This window comes from Citrobacter sp. Ca225, from assembly GCF_030337175.1.
Lineage (GTDB): Bacteria > Pseudomonadota > Gammaproteobacteria > Enterobacterales > Enterobacteriaceae > Citrobacter_A > Citrobacter_A amalonaticus.
Map to the genome: position 1 here is coordinate 22,800 of NZ_JAOWCD010000038.1, position 16,248 is coordinate 39,047.

Here is a 16,248-nt window from a genome sequence, read left to right on the forward strand (position 1 = left end):
GGCAGCGTACAAATGAGGGAATCATGAATGTCGTTGCCGTACCTCTCACTTACGGATGCCCGTAACCTTCATCTCGCCGCCCAGGGATTGTTAAAAAAACCACGTCGTCGCGCGTTGGCAAGCGATATCCTGCCGACGATTACCCGTATGTCGCTACTACAAATCGATACCATCAATATTGTCGCCCGCAGTCCCTACCTTGTGTTGTTCAGTCGACTGGGCAATTACACCCCACAGTGGCTGGATGATGCGTTGGCGCAGGGTGAACTGATGGAGTACTGGGCCCATGAGGCCTGTTTCCTGCCGCGTAGTGATTTTACGCTGATACGCCACCGGATGCTGGCACCTGAAAAAATGGGCTGGAAGTACCAGGCGGCGTGGATGGAAGAGCATGCCGGCGAAATTGAGCAACTGTTGCAGCATATTCATCAAAATGGACCGGTACGCTCGGCTGACTTTGAGCATCCGCGTAAAGGCAACAGCGGCTGGTGGGACTGGAAGCCGCACAAGCTGCATCTGGAAGGGTTGTTTACGGCAGGAAAAGTGATGGTGATTGAGCGTCGCAATTTCCAGCGCGTGTACGATCTCACGCATCGCGTGATGCCACACTGGGATGATGAACGCGATTTGCTACCCCGGGCGCAAGCAGAATCTGTCATGCTGGACAACAGTGCGCGCAGCCTGGGTATTTTTCGTGAGCAGTGGCTGGCAGATTACTACCGCCTGAAACGTCCTGAGTTACAAAACTGGCGCGACGTGCGGGCTGAACAGCAGTACATCATTCCGGTAGAGGTCGAAAAACTTGGTCGGCTGTGGTTGCATGCGGATTTGCTGCCGCTACTTGAACAGGCACAGGCAGGCAAGCTGACAGCGACGCATAGCGCGGTACTGTCGCCGTTTGATCCGGTGGTTTGGGATCGCAAACGTGCGGAGCAACTGTTCGATTTCAGCTATCGGCTGGAGTGCTACACGCCAGCCCCAAAGCGCCAGTATGGTTATTTTGTCCTGCCTTTACTGCACCGGGGTCAGTTGGTGGGGCGGATGGACGCCAAAATGCACCGTAAGACGGGCGTACTGGAAGTGATTTCTCTCTATCTGCAAGAAGGCGTAAAGCCAGGAGTGACGCTGCAAAATGGGCTACAGCAGGCGATAACCGATTTTGCCCGCTGGCAGAATGCCGTTCGCGTGACGCTCGGCCGCTGTCCGGCAGGGATATTTACGCAATGTCGACAGGGGTGGGAAATAGACGCAGTCGCATGAGCGAGTATGATAAGATCTCTGCATTCATTACCCGGTCCATCTGGAGGAACTATGGATCATCGACTGCTTGAAATCGTTGCCTGCCCGGTCTGTAACGGCAAACTCTGGTACAACCAGGAAAAACAAGAACTGATCTGCAAACTGGATAACCTCGCTTTTCCACTGCGTGATGGCATTCCCGTTTTGCTGGAAACCGAGGCCCGTGTATTAGCGGCTGATGAGCGTAAATCATGAGTTTTGTCGTCATTATTCCTGCCCGCTACGCCTCCACGCGTCTGCCGGGTAAACCGTTGCAGGACATCAACGGTAAACCGATGATTGTGCATGTGCTGGAACGCGCCCGTGAATCCGGCGCTGAGCGTATTATTGTCGCGACCGATCATGAAGAGGTCGCACGCGCCGTTGAAGTGGCGGGTGGAGAAGTGTGCATGACCCGCGTCGATCACCAGTCCGGGACAGAACGTCTGGCTGAAGTGGTTGAGAAGTGTGGTTTCAGTGATGACACCGTGATTGTCAATGTGCAGGGTGATGAGCCGATGATCCCGGCCATCATTATTCGCCAGGTGGCAGAAAACCTGGCGCAGCGTCAGGTTGGAATGGCCACGCTCGCGGCACCGATTCATAGCGCGGAAGAGGCGTTCAATCCGAATGCAGTGAAGGTGGTACTGGATGCCGAAGGCTATGCGCTGTATTTCTCGCGTGCAACGATCCCCTGGGATCGCGATCGTTTTGCGAAAAGTCGCGAGACCGTCGGCGATAATTTCCTGCGCCACCTCGGCATTTACGGCTATCGCGCCGGATTTATCCGTCGCTATGTGAGCTGGGAGCCCAGCCCGCTGGAAAACATCGAGATGCTGGAGCAACTCCGCGTGCTGTGGTACGGCGAAAAAATCCACGTGGCTGTGGCAAAAGAGGTGCCTGGTACCGGTGTTGATACCGCAGAAGACCTCGAGCGCGTTCGCGCTGAAATGCGTTAATTTTCTTTACGACACTCCGCTCTTTAGTGAGAGGAGTGTCGTACCGTTACGATTTTCCACGCTTTTTCTTTTCAACAATTGATCTCATCCGGGTGACATCCGTCGGTGTGGCGCTCATTATAAAAGCAGTAGCTTTTATGAGGGCAATCTGAATGGAACAGCTGCGCGCCGAATTAAGTCATTTACTGGGCGAAAAACTGAGCCGCATTGAATGCGTGAATGAAAAAGTCGACACAGCACTGTGGTCGCTCTATGACAGCCAGGGCAACCCAATGCCGCTGATGGCCCAAAGTTTCACCACGCCGGGGGTCGCGCAACAACTGGCCTGGAAAACCACCATGTTAGCGCGTAGCGGCACCGTGCGAATGCCGGTCATTTATGGGGTGATGACTCACGATGAACATCCCGGTCCGGATGTCTTACTGCTGGAACGTCTGCGTGGCGTCCCCGTTGAAGCGCCGGCCCGGACGCCGGAGCGTTGGGAGCAGCTCAAAGATCAGATTGTCGAAGGGTTACTGGCCTGGCACCGCCAGGATAGCCGGGGGTGTGTCGGTGCGGTGGACAATACGCAGGAGAATATCTGGCCTTCCTGGTATCGTCAGCGGGTTGAGGTGCTCTGGAGTACGCTCAATCAGTTCAACAACACCGGGCTAACCATGCAGGATAAGCGCATTCTGTTTCGCACCCGCGAATGTCTGCCCGCGCTGTTTGACGGCTTTAACGACAACTGTGTGCTGGTGCATGGCAATTTCAGTCTGCGCAGCATGTTAAAAGACGCCCGGAGCGACCAGCTTCTGGCGATGGTGGGGCCTGGTATTATGCTCTGGGCACCACGGGAGTACGAACTGTTCCGGCTGGTAGATAACACGCTGGCGGAAGGACTACTCTGGCACTACCTGCAACGCGCGCCAGTGGCGGAATCGTTCATCTGGCGGCGTTGGTTATACGTGTTATGGGATGAAGTGGCGCAACTGGTCAATACCGGGCGCTTTAACCGATCTCATTTTGATCTCGCTGCGAAATCACTCCTGCCCTGGCTCGCCTGACGAGCCTTTCAACCGCTGCCAGACTCTCCCCAGCGTCTCGTAGCTTGCGCGATCGCTATGCATCAACCAGACGGGAGAGGGGATTGCCCGCTCCCACGGATTCAACGGGGAATCGATAGCCAGTTGATTCGCCGGAGCCGGCAGCGGATTTAACCCTGCCTGCTGAAAGAAAATCATTGCTCGCGGCAGATGAGAGGCTGAAGTGACCAGCAGGAATGGCGCGTCGCCGATAGCCTGCTTCACGGCAGCGGCTTCTTCCTCCGTATCCTTAGGCTTGTCGAGTGTGATGATATCCTCTTCCGGCACCCCCAGCGATTGCGCCACCCGTGCGCCAACTTCTGCCGTACTCACCGGATTGGTTTTGGCATTCGCGCCGGTAAAAATCAATTTCGAACCCGGGTTAGCCCGCCACAGACGTATTCCCTCATTTAGACGCGGCAAACTGTTGTTGATCAGGTTAGAACTGGGCGCCCACTGCGGGTTCCAGGTATAGCCGCCGCCTAACACGACGATGTATTCAACTTTCTGCGTATCCTGCCAGGTGGGGTAGCTATTTTCTATCGGGCGCAGCAGATGGTCAGCAACGGGTTGCAGGCTGAGCAGGAACAGTACCAGCCAACTGAGGCTGATAAATACCTTGCCGGTTTTCTGAAAACGGCTAAACCACAGCAGTGCCAGACCGATACCCATCATCAAGAGCAGAAAAGGGAGAGGCAACAGCATGCCGCCAATCACTTTCTTCAGCGTAAAAAGCATCCTTTTTGGTTCCTTTTTTGACCATACAGCAGAAGAATAATCGTGATATTACACCAGAGAGGTTCATTCTCCGCGCGGGTGTGACAAAATAGCGGTTTTATCAGAGAACAGCTAAGCCAGCCTGTGGAGAGCCCGATGCGGGATCGCAATTTTGATGACATTGCTGAGAAGTTTTCCCGTAATATTTACGGCACCACAAAAGGGCTGCTAAGGCAGGCGATCCTGTGGCAGGATCTCGACCTTATTCTGGCAGACTTCGGCGCGCAACCACTGCGTGTGCTGGACGCTGGCGGCGGTGAAGGACAAACGGCCATTAAAATGGCAGAACGTGGTCATCACGTGACGTTGTGTGACGTTTCCGGTGAGATGATCGCCCGTGCGCAACGGGCGGCAGAAGCCAAAGGTGTGAGCCACAACATGCATTTTATACAATGCGCTGCTCAGGACGTCGCTTCGCATTTGGAAAGCTCCGTTGATCTGATATTGTTTCACGCTGTGCTGGAGTGGGTCGCCGATCCGGTCAGCGTGTTAAAGACCCTTTGGTCGGTATTGCGTCCCGGTGGCGTACTGTCATTAATGTTCTACAATGCCAACGGCCTGTTGATGCATAACATGGTGGCGGGGAACTTTGACTACGTGCAGATAGGGATGCCCAAACGTAAGAAGCGTACCCTTTCACCAGACTATCCGCGTGAGCCAGGAGAGGTTTACCAGTGGCTGGAACAGATGGGCTGGCAGATCACCGGGAAAACCGGGGTGCGCGTGTTTCATGATTATCTGCGTGAGAAACATCAGCAGCGTGACTGTTATGAGATATTGCTTGAATTAGAAACGCGTTACTGTCGCCTGGAGCCGTATGTCAGCCTGGGTCGTTACATTCACGTCACCGCGCGTAAACCGCAGATGCAAGGATAACCTATGAGTGAATTTTCCCAGACAGTCCCCGAACTGGTTGCCTGGGCCAGAAAAAATGACTTCTCTATCTCGCTGCCGGTAGACCGACTCTCGTTTCTGCTGGCGGTGGCCACGCTGAATGGCGAGCGCCTGGACGGTGAGATGAGTGAAGGCGAACTGGTGGATGCGTTCCGCCATGTAAGTGATGCGTTTGAGCAAACCAGCGAAACCATTGGCGTGCGCGCGAACAATGCGATCAACGATATGGTGCGTCAACGTCTGCTGAACCGCTTTACCAGTGAGCAGGCAGAAGGGAACGCGATTTATCGTTTGACGCCGCTCGGCATTGGCATTACCGATTACTATATTCGTCAACGTGAATTTTCCACGCTGCGTCTGTCAATGCAGTTGTCGATCGTGGCGGGTGAGCTCAAGCGCGCGGCGGATGCCGCCGATGAGGGCGGCGATGAGTTCCACTGGCATCGCAACGTCTATGCGCCACTCAAGTATTCGGTCGCTGAGATTTTCGACAGTATCGATCTGACTCAGCGCATCATGGATGAACAGCAGCAGCAGGTGAAAGATGATATCGCGCAACTGTTGAATAAAGACTGGCGCGCGGCGATTTCGAGCTGTGAACTGCTACTGTCAGAAACCTCCGGCACTCTGCGCGAGTTGCAGGATACGCTGGAAGCGGCAGGCGATAAATTGCAGGCCAATTTGCTGCGTATCCAGGATGCGACGCTGGCTCATGACGATCTGCATTTTGTTGATCGCCTGGTGTTTGACCTGCAAAGCAAGCTCGATCGTATTATCAGCTGGGGTCAGCAGTCGATCGATCTGTGGATTGGCTATGACCGCCACGTTCACAAATTTATCCGTACCGCCATCGATATGGATAAAAACCGCGTCTTTGCCCAGCGCTTACGTCAGTCGGTACAGACCTATTTTGACGAGCCGTGGGCGCTGACCTATGCCAACGCCGATCGTCTGCTGGATATGCGTGACGAAGAGATGGCGCTGCGTGATGAAGAGGTCACCGGGGAACTTCCGCCGGATTTAGAGTACGAAGAGTTTAACGAGATCCGCGAACAGCTGGCGGCGATTATCGAAGGCCAACTGGCTATCTATAAATCGAAAGAGACGCCGTTAGATCTCGGTCTGGTAGTGCGCGAGTATCTTGCGCAATACCCGCGTGCGCGTCACTTTGACGTCGCGCGCATTGTTATCGATCAGGCGGTACGTCTTGGCGTAGCGCAAGCAGACTTCACCGGACTGCCAGCCAAATGGCAGCCGATTAATGATTACGGAGCCAAGGTACAGGCGCATGTCATTGACAAATATTGAACAAGTGATGCCGGTTAAGCTGGCGCAGGCGCTGGCGAATCCGTTATTTCCGGCGCTGGATAGCGCATTACGTTCAGGCCGCCACATTGGTCTGGATGAACTGGATAATCATGCTTTTTTGATGGACTTCCAGGACTATCTGGAAGAGTTTTACAGCCGCTATAACGTGGAGCTGATCCGCGCGCCGGAAGGTTTCTTCTACCTGCGTCCGCGTTCAACGACCATTATCCCGCGTTCCGTGTTGTCTGAACTGGACATGATGGTCGGTAAAATTCTCTGCTACCTCTACCTCAGTCCGGAGCGGCTGGCGAACGAGGGGATTTTCACTCAGCAGGAGTTGTACGACGAGCTGCTGACGCTGGCTGACGAAGCCAAACTGTTGAAGCTGGTGAATAACCGCTCAACCGGCTCCGACGTTGACCGCCAGAAGTTACAGGAAAAAATGCGTTCGTCATTAAACCGCCTGCGCCGTTTAGGCATGGTGTGGTTTATGGGGCATGACAGCAGCAAATTCCGCATTACGGAATCGGTGTTCCGCTTTGGCGCGGATGTACGAACGGGTGACGACCCGCGCGAAGCGCAGCGTCGCCTGATCCGCGATGGCGAAGCGATGCCGGTCGAAAACCACCTGCAGCTCAATGATGAGACCGAAGAGAATCAGCCGGACAGTGGAGAAGAAGAATAATGATTGAACGCGGTAAATTTCGCTCACTAACGCTGATTAACTGGAACGGTTTCTTTGCCCGTACCTTTGACCTGGATGAACTGGTTACCACGCTTTCCGGGGGGAACGGCGCGGGGAAATCCACTACCATGGCGGCGTTCGTCACGGCGCTGATCCCGGATTTAACCCTGCTGCACTTCCGTAACACCACGGAAGCAGGCGCGACCAGCGGCTCACGCGACAAAGGTCTGCACGGGAAGCTGAAAGCGGGTGTCTGTTATTCGATGCTCGATACGATCAACTCGCGCCATCAGCGCGTGGTGGTGGGTGTGCGCTTGCAGCAGGTTGCCGGACGCGACCGTAAAGTCGATATCAAACCGTTTGCCATTCAGGGACTGCCGATGTCTGTGCAGCCTACGCAACTGGTGACGGAGACGCTGAACGAACGTCAGGCGCGCGTCCTGCCGTTAACGGAGCTGAAAGAAAAGCTCGACGCGATGGAAGGCGTGCAGTTTAAGCAGTTCAACTCGATCACCGATTACCATTCGCTGATGTTTGATCTGGGCCTCATCGCCCGTCGTCTGCGCTCTGCGTCTGACCGTAGTAAATTCTATCGCCTGATTGAAGCCTCGCTGTACGGTGGGATTTCCAGCGCGATCACCCGGTCTCTGCGCGACTACCTGTTGCCGGAAAACAGCGGGGTGCGTAAGGCGTTCCAGGATATGGAAGCTGCGCTGCGGGAAAACCGCCTGACGCTGGAAGCCATTCGCGTTACCCAGTCCGATCGCGATCTGTTTAAACACCTGATTAGCGAAGCCACCAACTATGTGGCGGCGGACTATATGCGTCACGCCAATGAGCGCCGGATCCACCTTGATAAAGCGCTGGAATTCCGTCGCGAATTGTACACGTCGCGCAAACAACTGGCGGCCGAGCAGTATAAACACGTCGACATGGCGCGTGAGTTGGGCGAGCACAACGGTGCGGAAGGCGATCTCGAAGCCGATTATCAGGCGGCAAGCGATCACCTGAACCTGGTGCAAACCGCGCTGCGCCAGCAGGAAAAAATTGAACGTTATGAAGCGGATCTCGACGAGTTGCAGATCCGTCTCGAAGAACAAAACGAAGTGGTCGCAGAAGCCGCCGATCGTCAGGAAGAGAACGAAGCGCGCGCCGAAGCTGCCGAGCTGGAAGTGGATGAGCTGAAAAGCCAACTGGCGGATTACCAGCAGGCGCTGGACGTTCAACAGACCCGCGCCATCCAGTACAACCAGGCGATCTCGGCGCTGGAACGCGCCAGAGCGGTATGCCATCTGCCGGATCTGACGGCCGATAGCGCCGCCGAGTGGCTGGAAACCTTCCAGGCGAAAGAGCAGGAAGCCACCGAAAAAATGCTCTCGCTGGAACAGAAAATGAGCGTGGCGCAAACCGCGCACAGTCAGTTCGAGCAGGCGTATCAGTTGGTGGTGGCGATCAATGGCCCGCTGGCGCGTAATGAAGCCTGGGACGTGGCGCGCGAACTGCTGCGCGAAGGCGTTGACCAGCGTCACCTGGCGGAACAGGCGCAGTCGCTGCGTATGCGACTGAGCGAACTGGAACAGCGTCTGCGCGAGCAGCAGGAAGCCGAACGTCTGTTGGCGGAATTCTGCAAACGTCAGGGGAAAAATTTCGACATTGACGAACTGGAAGCCCTGCATCAGGAGCTGGAAGCGCGTATCGCCTCGCTGTCTGACAACGTTTCCAGCGCGCATGAACAGCGTATGGCGCTGCGTCAAGAGCAGGAACAGCTACAGTCGCGCATTCAGCATCTCATGCAGCGTGCCCCCGTCTGGCTGGCGGCGCAAAACAGCCTGAGTCAGTTGAGTGAACAGTGCGGTGAAGAGTTTACGTCCAGCCAGGAAGTGACCGAATATCTGCAGCAATTGCTCGAACGAGAGCGTGAAGCGATTGTGGAACGCGACGAAGTCGGCGCGCGCAAGAATGCCGTCGATGAAGAGATCGAACGCTTAAGCCAGCCTGGTGGCTCGGAAGATCAGCGTCTGAACGCGCTGGCGGAACGCTTTGGCGGCGTGCTGCTGTCAGAAATCTATGACGACGTCAGTCTTGAAGATGCGCCGTACTTCTCCGCGTTGTATGGTCCGTCGCGTCACGCCATCGTGGTGCCGGATCTGTCGCTGATCGCTGAACAACTGGAAGGGTTGACGGATTGCCCGGAAGATTTGTATCTGATCGAAGGGGATCCGCAGTCATTTGATGACAGCGTCTTCAGCGTCGACGAACTGGAAAAAGCGGTGGTGGTGAAGATTGCCGATCGCCAGTGGCGCTACTCGCGCTTCCCGTCCGTACCGCTGTTTGGCCGTGCGGCGCGAGAAAACCGTATCGAAACGCTGCATGCCGAGCGTGAAGGATTATCCGAGCGTTTTGCCACGCTCTCTTTTGACGTTCAGAAAACGCAGCGTCTGCATCAGGCGTTCAGCCGTTTCATTGGCAGCCATCTTTCGGTGGCTTTTGAATCCGATCCGGAAGCCGAAATTCGCCAGCTCAACAGCCGTCGCGTTGAGCTGGAACGTGCGTTGACCGCCCACGAAAACGACAACCAGCAGCAGCGTCTGCAGTACGAACAGGCGAAAGAGGGCGTTGCCGCGCTTAACCGCCTGCTGCCGCGTCTGAATTTGCTGGCTGACGACAGTCTGGCGGATCGCGTCGAAGAGATCCGCGAGCGTCTGGATGAAGCGCAAGAAGCCGCGCGCTTTGTACAGCAGCACGGCAACCAACTGGCGAAACTGGAACCGATGGTGTCGGTGTTGCAGAGCGACCCGGAACAGTTTGAACAACTGAAAGAAGATTACGCGTACTCCCTGCAGACGCAGCGCGATGCGCGTCAGCAGGCGTTTGCGCTGACCGAAGTGGTCCAGCGTCGTGCACACTTCGGCTATTCCGACTCAGCGGAAATGCTCAGCGGCAACAGCGATCTGAACGAAAAATTGCGTGAGCGCCTGGAACATGCGGAAGCTGAACGTACCCGTGCCCGTGAAGCCCTGCGTGGTCATGCGGCGCAACTGAGTCAGTACAATCAGGTTCTGGCTTCGCTGAAAAGCTCTTACGATACCAAGAAAGAGCTGCTTAACGATTTGCAGCGTGAATTGCAGGATATTGGCGTGCGTGCCGACAGCGGAGCGGAAGAGCGTGCGCGCATTCGTCGCGATGAACTGCATTCGCAGCTCAGCAACAACCGTGCGCGGCGTAACCAGCTCGAAAAAGCGCTTACCTTCTGTGAAGCGGAGATGGATAACCTGACCCGCAAACTGCGCAAACTGGAACGCGATTACCACGAAATGCGTGAGCAGGTGGTAACCGCGAAAGCAGGCTGGTGCGCCGTGATGCGACTGGTGAAAGACAGCGGCGTCGAGCGTCGTCTGCACCGCCGTGAGCTTGCCTATCTCTCGGGTGATGAACTGCGTTCGATGTCGGATAAGGCGCTGGGTGCGCTGCGTCTGGCGGTCGCTGATAACGAACATCTGCGAGATGTCCTGCGTCTGTCGGAAGATCCGAAACGTCCGGAACGTAAGATCCAGTTCTTTGTCGCAGTGTATCAGCATCTGCGCGAGCGTATCCGTCAGGATATCATTCGTACCGACGATCCAGTGGAAGCCATCGAACAGATGGAAATCGAGCTGGGCCGCCTGACCGAAGAACTGACCTCCCGTGAACAGAAACTGGCAATCAGCTCACGTAGCGTGGCGAACATTATTCGCAAGACCATCCAGCGTGAGCAGAACCGTATTCGTCAGCTCAACCAGGGGTTGCAGAGCGTGTCGTTCGGTCAGGTTCACAGCGTGCGTCTGAACGTGAATGTGCGTGAAACCCATGCCACGCTGCTGGAAGTGCTGTCTGAACAGCATGAGCAGCATCAGGATCTGTTCAACAGCAACCGCCTGACCTTCTCAGAAGCGCTGGCGAAGCTTTATCAACGCCTGAACCCGCAAATCGACATGGGACAGCGTACGCCGCAAACCATTGGCGAGGAGTTACTGGATTACCGTAACTATCTCGAAATGGAAGTGGAAGTTAACCGTGGTTCTGACGGCTGGCTGCGTGCAGAGTCCGGTGCGCTGTCGACCGGTGAAGCGATCGGGACCGGGATGTCGATCCTGGTGATGGTGGTTCAAAGCTGGGAAGATGAAGCGCGCCGTCTGCGCGGGAAAGATATCTCCCCGTGCCGTCTGCTGTTCCTCGATGAAGCCGCCCGTCTGGATGCGCGTTCTATCGCGACGCTGTTCGAACTGTGTGAGCGTCTGCAGATGCAGCTCATCATCGCGGCGCCGGAAAACATCAGTCCGGAGAAGGGCACTACCTATAAGCTGGTGCGTAAAGTCTTCCAGAATACGGAACACGTTCATGTGGTTGGTCTGCGCGGGTTTGCGCCGCAGTTACCGGATCCTCTCCCCGGCGAGGCTGATGCCCCGTCAGAGGCCAGCTAAAACCTTAAAGACGGCTGAAAAGCCGTCTTTTTCATTTCTTAAACTATGGATTTCAGGTGCATTTTCTTTAAACTTCTTTACATTAGGTTAGGCAATCGCATATCAGCCTTTCTATAATGAAGGAAAGCTCCGGTAGATGTGAGCATGTCGTAATGTAACCAGAGGGCAAGGGATGTTGCTTAATAAAATTGGTGGTCGTCGGTTCTCGGCAATAAGTTTATGCTTGGCCGTAGTATTCGCTCCACTGTCCAGTGTTCAGGCTGATGAGCCTGAAGTGATACCTGGCGACAGCCCTGTCGTTGTCAGTGAACAGAGTCTCGCTCAGCCGCAGGCGCAATCTGGCGCAACGGCGGTGATGGCGGGTCTGCAGCCACTCCCTGAGGGGGCGGCGGAAAAGGCGCGAGCTGAGCTTCAGTCGCAACTTCCTTCAGGCTATACGCCTGTCTATATGAATCAGCTTGAACTGCTTTATGCGGCGCGAGATATGAAACCCATGTGGGAAAATCGCGAAGCCGTCAAAGCGTTCCAGCAACAGCTGGCAGAGGTCGCTATTGCGGGCTTCCAGCCTCAGTTCACCACCTGGGTGGCGTTACTGACCGATCCTGCCGTTAACGGCATCGCGCGCGATCTGGTGTTGTCTGATGCGATGATGGGGTATCTCCATCTGATCGCCAATATTCCGGTCAAAGGCAACCGCTGGCTGTACAGCAGTAAACCGTATGCACTGGCGACGCCACCGCTGTCGGTCATCAATCAGTGGCAGGTTGCGCTGGATAATGGACAACTTCCGACGTTTATTGCCGGGCTGGCACCTCAGCACCCGCAGTATGCGTCAATGCACGCGTCGCTATTAGCGCTGGTGGGTGATTCACGTCCATGGCCGCAACTGACCGGCAAAGCAACGCTACGACCGGGTCAGTGGAGCAACGACGTGCCTGCGCTGCGGGAAATACTGCAACGTACCAGGATGCTGGAAGGCGGACCGAAAATTGCGCTGCCGGGAGATGAGACCCCGTCAGAAGCGGTGGTCAGCCCGTCAGCCGTTGCCGTTGAAACCCCGAGCGCTGACACGGCAAAACAGACTGCGCCGCGCAGTAAGCCAGCACCGGCTGTCCGTGCTGCGTATGATAAAGAGCTGGTTGAAGCGGTAAAACGCTTCCAGACGTGGCAAGGGTTGGGCGCAGATGGCGCTATTGGCCCGGCTACCCGCGACTGGCTGAACGTGACCCCCGCGCAGCGTGCAGGGGTACTGGCGCTCAATATCCAGCGTCTGCGTTTGCTTCCATCTGAACTGTCGACGGGTATTATGGTGAATATTCCGGCGTATTCGCTGGTTTATTATCAGAATGGTAATCAGGTGCTGGCGTCCAGGGTGATTGTCGGTCGTCCCGATCGTAAAACGCCGATGATGAGCAGCGCGCTGAATAACGTGGTGGTCAATCCGCCATGGAACGTCCCGCCGACGCTGGCGCGTAAGGATATTCTGCCCAAGCTGTGGAACGATCCTGGCTACCTTGAACGTCACGGCTATACCGTGATGCGGGGCTGGAACAGCAGAGAAGCGATTGATCCGTGGCAGGTTGACTGGTCAACCATCACGCCGTCAAATTTACCGTTCCGTTTCCAGCAGGCGCCGGGAGCGCGTAACTCGTTGGGCCGCTACAAGTTCAATATGCCAAGTTCCGATGCAATTTATCTGCACGACACGCCTAACCATAATTTGTTCCAGAAGGATTCCCGGGCGCTTAGTTCCGGTTGCGTGCGTGTGAACAAGGCTTCTGAACTGGCAAACATGCTGTTACAGGATGCGGGCTGGAACGATACGCGAATTTCCGATGCGCTGAAGCAGGGCGACACGCGCTACGTCAATATTCGTCAGACTATCCCGGTCAATCTGTATTACCTGACGGCGTTTGTTGGCGCGGACGGGCGTACCCAGTATCGTACAGATATTTACAATTATGATCTGACAGCGCGATCCAGCGCACAAATTGTGGCAAAAGCAGAACAATTAATCAGGTAAATGAAGAAGTTCTGGTTAATCTGTTGTCGTAATAATTGGCAGTGACAGGGGCATCGGCCCAGAAGCCCCGTCATTGCTGGGGTTGGGCCAACTTGACGGCGGCTTTGATGCCAGTTAAGGTGCCTATCGTGCGCTAAAGCATATAGACGATAACATTGACCTGTAGACCTTAAACCATGGACAAATTTGACGCTAATCGCCGCAAACTGCTGGCGTTAGGTGGCGCTGCCCTCGGAGCTGCCATCTTGCCTGTGCCTGCGTTTGCCACACTCTCTACCCCGCGTCCGCGTATTTTGACTCTGAGCAACCTCAACACCGGAGAGTCAATTAAAGCGGAATTTTTTGATGGCAGAGCTTATATTCAGGATGAATTAGCCAAACTTAACCATTTTTTCCGTGACTATCGCGCGAATAAGGTGAAGTCCATCGATCCCAGACTCTTCGATCAGCTTTTCCGCCTGCAAGGGCTGTTGGGAACACGTAAGCCCGTTCAACTGATTTCCGGTTATCGTTCACTGGATACCAACAATGAATTGCGTGCGCACAGCCGTGGGGTTGCGAAACAAAGCTATCACACCAAAGGCCAGGCCATGGATTTTCATATTGAAGGCATTTCGTTAAGTAATATTCGCAAAGCCGCGTTATCTATGCGCGCAGGTGGTGTAGGATACTACCCACGCAGTAACTTTGTGCATATTGACACCGGGCCGGCGCGGCACTGGTGATTAACGAAACAGGAGCAGTATGAACTATCGTATTATTCCGGTCACCGCGTTCTCCCAGAACTGTTCTTTGATCTGGTGTGAGCAAACGCGTCTGGCAGCGCTTGTCGATCCCGGCGGCGATGCTGAAAAAATCAAACAGGAAGTGGATGCCAGCGGCATCACGTTGACGCAAATCCTGCTCACTCACGGACACCTCGATCATGTGGGTGCCGCGGCGGAACTGGCGCAACACTACGGAGTACCGGTTATCGGTCCGGAAAAAGAAGATGAGTTCTGGCTGCAGGGGTTGCCTGCACAGAGTCGCATGTTTGGCCTCGGCGAATGTCAGCCACTGACGCCCGACCGTTGGCTTAACGAAGGAGATCGTGTCAGCGTAGGGAATGTGACTTTACAGGTGTTGCATTGCCCGGGCCATACGCCTGGACACGTTGTTTTCTTTGATGAGCAGTCGCAACTTCTTATCTCAGGCGACGTGATTTTTAAAGGTGGAGTCGGGCGCTGTGATTTCCCGCGCGGCGATCACAGCCAGTTGATTGACTCGATCAAACGTAAGCTGTTGCCGTTAGGCGATGACGTGACGTTTATTCCGGGTCATGGCCCGCTGTCGACGCTGGGCTATGAACGGTTGCACAATCCGTTCCTGCAGGATGAAATGCCTGTCTGGTAATTCCTGTTAAAAAGCCCGCTTATCGCGGGCTTTGCTTTTATCGCACGTCTTACAGCACGGCAACAATGGCTTCGCACAGCGGCGCCATGTTATCCGGCGTCATTCCGGCAACGTTGACGCGACCAGAAGCCACCGCATAAACGCCAAACTCTTCACGCAGACGCAGAACCTGCTCTTTGGTCAGGCCGCTGAATGAGAACATGCCGTTTTGTTTGATGATGAAGCTGAAATCGCGTTCAGCCCCTTTCTCTTGCAGGGTGTTCACAAACAGCAGACGCATACGCTGAATGCGCTGGCGCATGTCGGTCAGTTCCTGTTCCCAGATTGCGCGCAGCGCATCGTTGCTGAGGATTGTGGCAACCACTGATGCGCCGTGGGCTGGCGGGTTAGAGTAGTTCGCACGAATGGCGGATTTCATCTGGCTGAAGGCGCGGTCAACGGTTTCCGCATCTGCCGCAACCAACGTACAGGCACCCACACGTTCGTTGTACAGGCCAAAGTTCTTGGAGTAGGAGCTCGCGACAATCAGCTCTTTGTGCAGCGCGGCGAACGCGCGCAGTCCTTCCGCGTCTTCTTCCAGACCACGAGCGAAGCCCTGATACGCGAAGTCAAATAGCGGCAACCAGCCTTTCTCGACGGAAAGCTGTGCCAGGGTTTGCCACTGCTCAAGCGTAGGATCGATACCGGTTGGGTTATGGCAGCAACCGTGGAATAGCACCACATCGCCCGCCTGTGCTTCGCTCAGGCTGTTTAGCAGCGCATCGAAGTCGAGTGAATGGTTTTCTGCGTCGTAATAAGCGTACTCGCGTACTTCCAGCCCGGCGGAGTTAAACACGCTCTTATGGTTCGGCCAGCTTGGGTTGCTCACCCAGACGCGTTTTACTGCCGTATTTTTTGCCAGGAAGTCGGCAGCAACGCGTAGCGCGCCGGTGCCGCCCGGCGTTTGCGCCGTGCGTGCGCGTTTGTCATTGATAAGATGACTACCTTTGCCGAACAGCAGCTCCTGCGTGCAACGGCCAAATTCCGGAATACCGTCAATGCCGAGGTAGTTTTTTGTTGTTTCATTTTCGAGTAAGTATTGCTCGGCTTTTTTAACGCTGGTCAGCACTGGCGTTTTGCCAGTTTCATCTTTATAGACACCGATCCCAAGGTTAATTTTCGAAGGACGGTCATCAGCACGAAACAGATCGGCCAGACCCAGAATGGGGTCGGCAGGGGCGGCAGTAATGTTCTCAAACATGACGAGGTTCCATTGTGGTTACAGAAGGGAAATCCGTTATCAGGTTAACGGCAGATTTACAAAATGCCAACCGTTAGTGATGAAAAGCCTGAAGGTTTTTTGAAGTCGCAAGATTTTGCTGACAGGCATAAAAAAACAGGACCGAAGTCCTGTTTTTTAGGCATTTAG

13 protein-coding genes are annotated in these 16,248 nt (G+C 55.0%); 11 read left to right on the forward strand and 2 right to left on the reverse strand.

What is annotated here, in order from left to right:
• Positions 1–27: 27 nt before the first annotated feature.
• The 4 genes from OGW13_RS00915 to OGW13_RS00930 all read left to right on the forward strand — a co-directional run bounded on the left by OGW13_RS00915 (position 28) and on the right by OGW13_RS00930 (position 3,283).
• A complete protein-coding gene (locus tag OGW13_RS00915) occupies positions 28–1,260 on the forward strand; it encodes a winged helix-turn-helix domain-containing protein (protein WP_044265759.1) in 1,233 nt (410 codons plus the stop codon).
• A gap of 51 nt (positions 1,261–1,311) precedes the next feature.
• On the forward strand, positions 1,312–1,494 hold the full coding sequence (ycaR, locus tag OGW13_RS00920) for a protein YcaR (RefSeq protein WP_042320194.1): 183 nt from the start codon (positions 1,312–1,314) through the stop codon (positions 1,492–1,494).
• On the forward strand, positions 1,491–2,237 hold the full coding sequence (gene kdsB, locus OGW13_RS00925) for a 3-deoxy-manno-octulosonate cytidylyltransferase (protein WP_043001188.1): 747 nt from the start codon (positions 1,491–1,493) through the stop codon (positions 2,235–2,237). The genes ycaR and kdsB overlap by 4 nt, the downstream gene beginning before the upstream one ends.
• A 152-nt stretch (positions 2,238–2,389) precedes the next feature.
• On the forward strand, positions 2,390–3,283 hold the full coding sequence (locus OGW13_RS00930) for a YcbJ family phosphotransferase (protein WP_043001187.1): 894 nt from the start codon (positions 2,390–2,392) through the stop codon (positions 3,281–3,283).
• Here OGW13_RS00930 and elyC read toward each other — a convergent pair.
• On the reverse strand, positions 3,260–4,039 hold the full coding sequence (gene elyC, locus OGW13_RS00935) for an envelope biogenesis factor ElyC (protein WP_044256330.1): 780 nt from the start codon (positions 4,037–4,039) through the stop codon (positions 3,260–3,262). The two genes, OGW13_RS00930 and elyC, sit on opposite strands and share 24 nt — an antisense overlap.
• A 135-nt stretch (positions 4,040–4,174) precedes the next feature.
• Here elyC and cmoM point away from each other — a divergent pair, with 135 nt between their 5' ends.
• The 7 genes from cmoM (at position 4,175) to OGW13_RS00970 (ending at position 14,840) form a co-directional block, all read left to right on the forward strand.
• The gene (gene cmoM / locus OGW13_RS00940; RefSeq protein ID WP_287115468.1) at positions 4,175–4,954 is read left to right on the forward strand and encodes a tRNA uridine 5-oxyacetic acid(34) methyltransferase CmoM; all 780 of its coding nucleotides are present in this window, start codon (positions 4,175–4,177) and stop codon (positions 4,952–4,954) included.
• 3 nt (positions 4,955–4,957) lie between these two features.
• A complete protein-coding gene (gene mukF, locus OGW13_RS00945; protein WP_042320184.1) occupies positions 4,958–6,280 on the forward strand; it encodes a chromosome partition protein MukF in 1,323 nt (440 codons plus the stop codon).
• Positions 6,261–6,965 carry a chromosome partition protein MukE gene (gene mukE, locus OGW13_RS00950; RefSeq protein ID WP_043001183.1) on the forward strand — a complete coding sequence of 235 codons (705 nt, stop codon included), beginning with the start codon at positions 6,261–6,263 and terminating at the stop codon, positions 6,963–6,965. The genes mukF and mukE overlap by 20 nt, the downstream gene beginning before the upstream one ends.
• Positions 6,965–11,425 (forward strand): chromosome partition protein MukB, encoded by a 4,461-nt coding sequence (gene mukB / locus OGW13_RS00955; RefSeq protein ID WP_222167930.1) that lies wholly within the window; start codon positions 6,965–6,967, stop codon positions 11,423–11,425. Before mukE ends, mukB begins: the two co-directional genes overlap by 1 nt.
• Before the next feature lie 172 nt (positions 11,426–11,597).
• Complete coding sequence (gene ldtD, locus OGW13_RS00960) at positions 11,598–13,448, forward strand: L,D-transpeptidase (protein ID WP_287115469.1); 1,851 nt, start codon at positions 11,598–11,600, stop codon at positions 13,446–13,448.
• 176 nt (positions 13,449–13,624) lie between these two features.
• A complete protein-coding gene (gene mepK, locus OGW13_RS00965; RefSeq protein ID WP_043001180.1) occupies positions 13,625–14,173 on the forward strand; it encodes a peptidoglycan L,D-endopeptidase MepK in 549 nt (182 codons plus the stop codon).
• Between the two features lie 19 nt (positions 14,174–14,192).
• Positions 14,193–14,840 carry an MBL fold metallo-hydrolase gene (locus OGW13_RS00970; RefSeq protein ID WP_287115470.1) on the forward strand — a complete coding sequence of 216 codons (648 nt, stop codon included), beginning with the start codon at positions 14,193–14,195 and terminating at the stop codon, positions 14,838–14,840.
• Positions 14,841–14,889: 49 nt separating this feature from the next.
• On the opposite strand, the gene aspC is transcribed toward OGW13_RS00970, so the two are convergent.
• The gene (gene aspC, locus OGW13_RS00975; protein WP_156595366.1) at positions 14,890–16,080 is read right to left on the reverse strand and encodes an aspartate transaminase; all 1,191 of its coding nucleotides are present in this window, start codon (positions 16,078–16,080) and stop codon (positions 14,890–14,892) included.
• Between the last annotated feature and the right edge of the window lie 168 nt (positions 16,081–16,248).